Below are 6,674 nucleotides of genomic sequence, written 5' to 3' on the forward strand. Positions count from 1 at the left end.
GGTTATTCAAGCTGCCTGCTTTCCTCGGCCCGCGCGGCGCTCACACACAAGGCTTGAGGCCCAGACCAACCTGGCGCCCCCAGAAAGCAAAAGCCCGGCTGAAGAGCCGGGCTTTCGGACTTGCAAATACTTACTCGCGGTAGCTGAGCGCGCCGTCGTAGAGACGGTCGTCGGCCATGGCGACATCGCTGAACGCGCGGTTGCCGCGGGTCTCGACCTTGTCGCCGACGGCGAACGCTTCGGTCGAGCGCACCACCTTTTCCTTGCCGTCGGCGGTGCGGACCTTGTAGGCGCGGTCGCTGAGGCCGGTAGCCTCCTGGGCTCCGCCGCCGAACAGGGCACCGATGCCGGCGCCGACCAGCATGCCGATCGGGCCACCGATCGCGCCGATCATCATGCCGTTCATGCCGCCGACCGACTTGCCGGTGGTGTGATCCTTGGTTTCCTCGAGAACTTCAGCGGCATGTACGCTACCGGCGGCCAGCAGGGTCAGGGCCAGGGTGCCGAGCTTTTTCATGGCGGTTCCTCCGAGGAAACGTTCCAGCGATCTGGGTCAAATCGTTGATCGGGACGCGACGCACGGCTTTTGGCAGGGCTTCTGTCTCCGTTGGAACCAAAATTAACCTTACAATTGATGTGGGTCAAGAAGAGAAATGCTTTCTTGTGCCGTGGCTGGGCGGACTCGATGGCAGACCACGCAAAAGCCGGCGTGGCGGCGTCGCGGAGGAGGCTGGAGCAATGGTCAGGCGGGGTGGGGGAACAGGGCAGCAGGCGGCGGGCGGGTGCGGCTTGGATTCGCCGTGCTCGGCGAAACGTGCAGCGAGTCTCGAAGGCGGTATGCGTGTCGCACGCCGGGCTGCCTCTCCCGAAAAGCAAAAGCCCGGCTGGAGAGCCGGGTTTTGGGGTGTGGATAACTTATTCGCGGTAGCTGTAGGCGCTGTCGTAGAGGCGGTTGTCGGCCAGTTCGGCGGCGTCATGCACGCGGTTGCCGCGGGTTTCGACCTTGTCGCCGACGGCGAACTCCTGGGCCGGCGAGCGCACCACCTTTTCCTTGCTATCGGCGGTGCGGACCTTGTAGGCGCGGTCGCTGAGGCCGGCGGCCTCCTGGGCTTCGCCGCCGAACAGGGCACCGATGCCGGCGCCGATCAGCATGCCGATCGGGCCGCCGATCGCGCCGATCATCATGCCGTTCATGCCGCCGACCGATTTGCCGGTGGTGTGATCCTTGGTTTCCTCGAGAACTTCAGCGGCATGTACGCTACCGGCGGCCAGCAGGGTCAGGGTCAGGGCCAGGGTGCCGAGCTTTTTCATGGCGGTTCCTCCGAGGAAACATTCCAGCGATCTGGGTCAAATCGGGCTTGGTCGGGACGCGGCGCGGTGCTTTTGGCAGGGCTTCGTCTTCGTTGGGATAGAAATTAACCCTTCAATTGATGTGGATCAAGAAAAGAATCCGCTTCTTATGCTTAAGGAGGGGGTCTGCGACGGGTGCTGTGCTTGCCCGGGCGCGACGGAGTCATCGGCCTGCGGTCGGGCCAGGCTGGAGCGGCAGGAAATGCGGGGCTAGGTGCCCCCATCTGGTAGGCGGCGGGGCTGCGTTATCCGGCGCGGAAGCGGCGGCTTCAGTGCAGGGTGCGTGCACCGCTGCTGGCATTGGCCAGGGCGGCGGACTTGCCGGCGGACTTTGGATTCGGGCGGTTGTCGCGGATCTCGACTGGGTCGCCGCGGCGGTTGGGAGAGCGCACCGCTTTCACTCTGCCGCTGTCGGTGCGGACCTGATAGGTGCGATCGCCGGTGGCGGAAGCCTCCTGGCTGGAGCTGCCGACCAGCGCGCCGACGCCGGCGCCGACCAGCGCGCCGATCGGGCCGCCGATGGCGCCGACCATCATGCCGGTGATGCCGCCTGCCGACTGGCCGGACGTCCGCTCTTCGGTTTCCCCGACGATCTCGTCGGCCTGCACGCTGCTCAGGGCCAGCAGGCTGAAGGTCAGGGTCAGAATGCCGAACGTGTGCATGTTCATGGCGGTTCCTCCGAGAGTCGTTTCAGTGGGCTTCCTACTGTACCAATGCACGAAACATACCAAACGGTTGAATACAGAAAATCAAGCACTTAGCCATCAGAAAGGGCGGCTCTCGCGACAAAGTGTCGCGATGGCGACAGAAATTTTGTCGCGATTCTTGCAGGAAAGTGACCCTTCGTTGATCCGTGTCACTTAAGAAGAGGGTTGGCCGTGCTTGCTGGGGGGAGTGGCTGCGCAAAAAAAGACCGGGCCAAGGCCCGGTCCGGAGGGTGTCGGGGGCTCAGATCATCAGCAGCGCCCCGCCGGCGGCAATGGCCGCACCGGCGCTGCGGGCCAGCAGGGGCAGGCGCTGCTGCACGGTGGCGGCGAGCAGGCCGCCGCCCAGGTGCAGGGCCAGGCTGGCGGCGAGGAAGCCGGCGGCGAAGGCCGCCAGACTGCCGCTGGCTTCGAGGCCGTGGGCGTAGCCGTGGCACAGCGCAAAGGCCGCGCTCAGGGCCAGCGCAACCGGTGCCGGCAGGCGTACGGCGCCGGCGATCAGCAGGCCCAGCAGCAGCACGGAAAGGGCGATGCCGGTTTCCATCTGCGGCAGGCCGGCGCCGCTCACGGCGAGGACGAAGCCGCCGAGCAGCGCGGCGAGGAAGGTGGCCGGCACGGCGAGTTTCAGGGCGCGCGGCTGCAGCGCGGCCCAGATGCCGATGGCCAGCATCGCCAGCAGGTGGTCGGCACCGCCGAAGGGGTGCAGCAGGCCGGCGATCAGGCCGTTCTCGCCATGCCCGGGGTGGGCGAAGGCGGCGCCGGGCAGCAGGGTCAGGGCAAGCAGGGGCAGGAAATGGCGTGTCTTCATGTCAGGGGTCCTGGGGTCGATTCCGGGGGTGGCGATTTCCCTCGAGGCGCTGCTCGAGCAGGTGGCTGCGCAGCTTAAGGCAAAAGGGCGGCGGGACGCATCCCGGCGGTCCGCCCGATGCGGGAAAGGGTGTGCTCGGCCCGACATCCGCCAGCCCGGCGGGCGCTTGTCCAGAACGGCGGGCCGACCGGCTCAGAGATTCTTGACGATCAGCTGGAGCCCGGCGAGCAGCAGGCCGGTGCGGGCGATGCGGTAGAACCAGACGTGGTTGACCCGCGCCTGCAGCCGGAGGCCGGCCCACACTCCGAGCGGGACCAGGGGGGCGAGGGCGAGGCTGCTCAGCAGGTTGTCGGCGGAGAACTGCCCGAGCAGCGCGTAGGGCAGTAGCTTGACCGCGTTGGTCAGCAGGAAGAACACGTTGATGGTGGCGACGTAGCGCACCTTGTCCAGCTGCTGCGGCAGCAGGTGCATCATCACCGGCGGGCCGCCGGCATGGGCGACGAAGCTGGTGAAGCCGGACAGCGCGGAGAGGAGCGTGCCCTTGCCGCGGGCCGGCGGCAGCCCGGCCGTGCTGGTGGGCGGGCGCAGCAGGTTGAGCAGCACGAAGGCCACCGCGATGCCGCCGATCAGCAGGCCGATGACCCGCTCGTTGAACATGCCGAAGGTTAGCGCGCCGAGCAGCACGCCGAGCAGCGCGCCGGGCAGCATGATCTTCAGGTTCGCCACGTCCCACTTGCCGTAGTAGGCGCGCAGGCCGACCACATCGGCGGTGCAGAGGATCGGCAGCATGATCGCCGCGGCCTGGGTGGGCGGCACCGCCAGGGCCAGGAGGGGCACCGCGATGCCACCGAAGGCGCCACCGAAGCCGCCCTTGGAGAGGCCGGTCAGCAGTACCGCCGGCACGGCGAGGAGCAGAAGTTCCGTGGACAGCATGGGCGTGCAGTGCTCCTGAGCGGGCGTGCGGGCGCCTAGCTGTACCCGTTTCGCCGGGACGGAGCAATAGCGGCGGATGGCGGCCGATGCGTCAAGGATGCGACTTTGCCGGATTGCCAGTATTGTATTGATAATATTTATCATTTAGATTCGCTGCTTCGCTCGAGTCAGGGAAGCTGTCGATGAAGGGTTGCGCTGCGTGTTCGCTCGGCGTGCAGGTCGCGGCGGATGCGCTGGAAACGGAGCTGGAAACCATCTACGCCAGCCAGTGGCGCCTGCTGGTGGAGGTCGCCTTCAAGGTGCTGGGCTGCCGCTCGCTGGCCGAGGACGTGGTCCAGGAGGCTTTCCTCAAGCTCTGGGAGGGCCGTGCCGTGCAGAACATCCAGTGTCCGGTCCGCTACCTGTTCCGGGTAGTGCGCAACCAGGCCATCGACCGCCTGCGCCGGCTGATCCTCGAAAACCGCTACCACGTCGACGAGGCGTCGCTCGGCGAGCAGGTCGCGACGACCCCCTCGCCGGAACGGGCGACCCTCGGCCAGTGCGAATGGAGCGCCCTGCTCGAGGCCCTCGACGAACTGCCCGAACGTGCCCGCACGGCCTTCGCCATGACCCAGCTGGAAGGCTACAGCCAGCGCGAGGTGGCCGCCCGCCTGGGCGCCTCGCCGACCGCCGTGCACTTCCTGATCCGCGACGCCCTGGGTCACTGCCGTGACCGCCTGAAACCCGACGACTGACCCGTCTGCGCCGGACGGCGCAGCGCACAGGACGATCCCATGAAACTGCTTCGCCTGCTGTTCCGCGACAATCCCCGCGCCCTGGCCGGGGTCATGCTGCTGAGCCTGGCCAGCGTGCTGCTCAGCATCGGCACCCTCGCCTTCATCAACCTGCGGCTGATCGCCGTCGGCGACCGGCCGGGCCTCGCCCTGGCACAGTTCGGCGCCCTGCTGGCGCTGTTGCTGCTGGTCGCCGCGGCTGCCCAGGTGTCGCTGCACCGCCTCGGCCATCGCTTCGTCTACCGCCTGCGCCGGGACCTGGTGAAGTGCCTGCTGGACACCGACATCCAGCGCCTGGAGCAGCTCGGCGGCTCGCGCATCCTCGCCAGCCTGTCGAGCGACATCCGCAACCTCACCATCGCCTTCGTGCACCTGCCGGAGCTGGTCTACGGCCTGGTGCTGAGCGTCGCCGCCTTCGCCTACTTGGCCTGGCTGTCGCCGCCGCTGTTCGCCGTGACCCTCGCCTGGATGGGCTTCACCCTGGCGGTCGGCTGGCTGTACGTCGGCCGGGTCAACCGGCACATCCGCCTGCTGCGCGAGGCCGAGGACCGCCTCTACCGCGACTACCAGGCGCTGATCGACGGGCGCAAGGAGCTGGCCCTGAACCGCGAGCGCGCCCGCCGCCTGTACGAGGAGGAGTTCGACGCAGACGCCGAGGCCTACCGCCACCACGTGACCCGCGCCGACATCTACAACGGCCTGGCCGGCAACTGGGCGAACATCATGGTGCTCGGCAGCATCGGCCTGGTGTTCTACTGCGCCGGCGGCCTGGGCTGGGCCGGCGCCGCGGTGGCGGCGACCTTCGCCCTCACCGTGCTGTTTTTGCGCGCGCCGCTGATCGCCGCGGTGGGCTCGCTGCCCAGCCTGCTCGCCGCGCGGGTCGCCCTGGACGCGCTGGAGGCCCTGGAGCTGGCGCCGCTGCGCCGGGAGTTCGAGGCGCCGGCGCCGGCGCCGGCCTGGCAGCGCCTGGAACTGCGCGGGGTGGTCTACCGCTATCCCGGCGAGGGCGACGAGGGCGGCTTCGACGTCGGCCCGCTGGACCTGTGCATCGAGCGCGGCGAGCTGCTGTTCCTGGTCGGCGGCAACGGTAGCGGCAAGTCGACCCTGGCGCGCCTTCTGACCGGCCTCTACCGGCCGGTGGCCGGGCAGATCCTGCTTGACGGCCGCGCCCTGGACGCAGCCGACTGGCCGGCCTACCGGCGGCTGTTCTCCAGCGTGTTCACCGACTTCCACCTGTTCGCCCGGCTGCTCGGCCCCGAGGGCGGCGAGGCCGCGGAGGGCGGGCCCGACCACTGGCTCGAGCGCCTGCACCTGGCGCACAAGGTCCGCCACGCCGGCGGCCGGCTGCTCGACACCCGCTACTCGCAGGGCCAGCGCAAGCGCCTGGCGCTGCTGCTGGCGATGCTCGAGGAGCGCGACATCCTGGTGCTCGACGAATGGGCGGCGGACCAGGACCCGCTGTTCCGCCGGCTGTTCTACCGCGAGCTGCTGCCGCAGCTGAAGGCGCTGGGCAAGACGGTGCTGGCGATCACCCACGACGACCACTACTTCGACCAGGCCGACCGCCTGCTGAAGATGGACGGCGGCCGGCTCGTCGAGCTGACCGGCGAGCAGCGCGCGCGCGCCAGCGCCGACGCCCTGCAGGCCATCGGCGGGCCGGCGCGGGCGCTGGCCGCCGACTAGCCGTTTTCTCCGTGCACGTCCCCCGGCTACGGCCGGGGCAGGGCGGTCGCGCGTCCGATTTGCAAGTTAATGAAAATTATTCGCGTCTTTATCCGTCTGTAACCAGTGATGCGGCACCGTGCCGCCCGACCGAACCAGGAGCCAAGCCATGAGTTTCGACCAAGCCGATACCCAGTTCCACGTGGTGGTCAACGCCGAGCAGCAGTACTCGATCTGGCCGGAATACAAGCCGGTGCCGGCCGGCTGGCAGGAGGTCGGCGTCAGCGGCGACCGGCAGACCTGCCTGGCGCACATCTCCGGGATCTGGTCCGACATGCGCCCGCGCAGCCTGCGCGAGGCCATGGCCGAGTGAGACCGGCGCCGCCGTCCGCTTTCGCCGCCCTTCCGGTCGCCGCCCGGCGGCCGGGCCGTTCCGCCTCCGAG

General features: G+C 68.6%; 8 protein-coding genes. 3 read left to right on the forward strand and 5 right to left on the reverse strand.

The genetic code is table 11. The annotated features are described in order from the left end of the window. Window positions 1–130: 130 nt before the first annotated feature. The 5 genes from BMY22_RS09590 to BMY22_RS09610 all read right to left on the reverse strand — a co-directional run bounded on the left by BMY22_RS09590 (window position 131) and on the right by BMY22_RS09610 (window position 3,795). Window positions 131–517, reverse strand: a complete 387-nt coding sequence (locus BMY22_RS09590; RefSeq protein ID WP_090621520.1) for a hypothetical protein — start codon at window positions 515–517, stop codon at window positions 131–133. Window positions 518–915: 398 nt separating this feature from the next. Then, window positions 916–1,311 (reverse strand): hypothetical protein, encoded by a 396-nt coding sequence (locus BMY22_RS09595; protein ID WP_090621521.1) that lies wholly within the window; start codon window positions 1,309–1,311, stop codon window positions 916–918. A 308-nt stretch (window positions 1,312–1,619) separates the two neighbouring features. Further along, window positions 1,620–2,012: a hypothetical protein gene (locus BMY22_RS09600; protein WP_167363720.1), complete on the reverse strand. Its 393-nt coding sequence runs from the start codon at window positions 2,010–2,012 to the stop codon at window positions 1,620–1,622. Window positions 2,013–2,298: 286 nt separating this feature from the next. After that, window positions 2,299–2,862, reverse strand: a complete 564-nt coding sequence (locus BMY22_RS09605; protein ID WP_090621524.1) for a HupE/UreJ family protein — start codon at window positions 2,860–2,862, stop codon at window positions 2,299–2,301. 192 nt (window positions 2,863–3,054) lie between these two features. After that, window positions 3,055–3,795 carry a sulfite exporter TauE/SafE family protein gene (locus tag BMY22_RS09610; protein ID WP_090621526.1) on the reverse strand — a complete coding sequence of 247 codons (741 nt, stop codon included), beginning with the start codon at window positions 3,793–3,795 and terminating at the stop codon, window positions 3,055–3,057. A 182-nt stretch (window positions 3,796–3,977) separates the two neighbouring features. Here BMY22_RS09610 and BMY22_RS09615 point away from each other — a divergent pair, with 182 nt between their 5' ends. From BMY22_RS09615 to BMY22_RS09625, 3 genes are all read left to right on the forward strand, one after another. Beyond that, window positions 3,978–4,529 carry a sigma-70 family RNA polymerase sigma factor gene (locus tag BMY22_RS09615; protein WP_090621527.1) on the forward strand — a complete coding sequence of 184 codons (552 nt, stop codon included), beginning with the start codon at window positions 3,978–3,980 and terminating at the stop codon, window positions 4,527–4,529. A 39-nt stretch (window positions 4,530–4,568) separates the two neighbouring features. Beyond that, on the forward strand, window positions 4,569–6,251 hold the full coding sequence (locus BMY22_RS09620) for a multidrug ABC transporter permease/ATP-binding protein (RefSeq protein ID WP_090621529.1): 1,683 nt from the start codon (window positions 4,569–4,571) through the stop codon (window positions 6,249–6,251). 148 nt (window positions 6,252–6,399) lie between these two features. Further along, window positions 6,400–6,603: an MbtH family protein gene (locus BMY22_RS09625; protein WP_090621531.1), complete on the forward strand. Its 204-nt coding sequence runs from the start codon at window positions 6,400–6,402 to the stop codon at window positions 6,601–6,603. Window positions 6,604–6,674 lie beyond the last annotated feature (71 nt).

This window comes from Azotobacter beijerinckii, assembly GCF_900110885.1.
Taxonomy (GTDB): domain Bacteria; phylum Pseudomonadota; class Gammaproteobacteria; order Pseudomonadales; family Pseudomonadaceae; genus Azotobacter; species Azotobacter beijerinckii.

What these genes read in the sequence shown, in the direction of transcription:
- BMY22_RS09590 (WP_090621520.1), bottom strand. Translation starts at nt 517, where the DNA reads ATGAAAAAGCTCGGCACCCTGGCCCTGACCCTGCTGGCCGCCGGTAGC.
- BMY22_RS09595 (WP_090621521.1), bottom strand. Translation starts at nt 1,311, where the DNA reads ATGAAAAAGCTCGGCACCCTGGCCCTGACCCTGACCCTGCTGGCCGCC.
- BMY22_RS09600 (WP_167363720.1), bottom strand. Translation starts at nt 2,012, where the DNA reads ATGCACACGTTCGGCATTCTGACCCTGACCTTCAGCCTGCTGGCCCTG.
- BMY22_RS09605 (WP_090621524.1), bottom strand. Translation starts at nt 2,862, where the DNA reads ATGAAGACACGCCATTTCCTGCCCCTGCTTGCCCTGACCCTGCTGCCC.
- BMY22_RS09610 (WP_090621526.1), bottom strand. Translation starts at nt 3,795, where the DNA reads ATGCTGTCCACGGAACTTCTGCTCCTCGCCGTGCCGGCGGTACTGCTG.
- BMY22_RS09615 (WP_090621527.1), top strand. Translation starts at nt 3,978, where the DNA reads ATGAAGGGTTGCGCTGCGTGTTCGCTCGGCGTGCAGGTCGCGGCGGAT.
- BMY22_RS09620 (WP_090621529.1), top strand. Translation starts at nt 4,569, where the DNA reads ATGAAACTGCTTCGCCTGCTGTTCCGCGACAATCCCCGCGCCCTGGCC.
- BMY22_RS09625 (WP_090621531.1), top strand. Translation starts at nt 6,400, where the DNA reads ATGAGTTTCGACCAAGCCGATACCCAGTTCCACGTGGTGGTCAACGCC.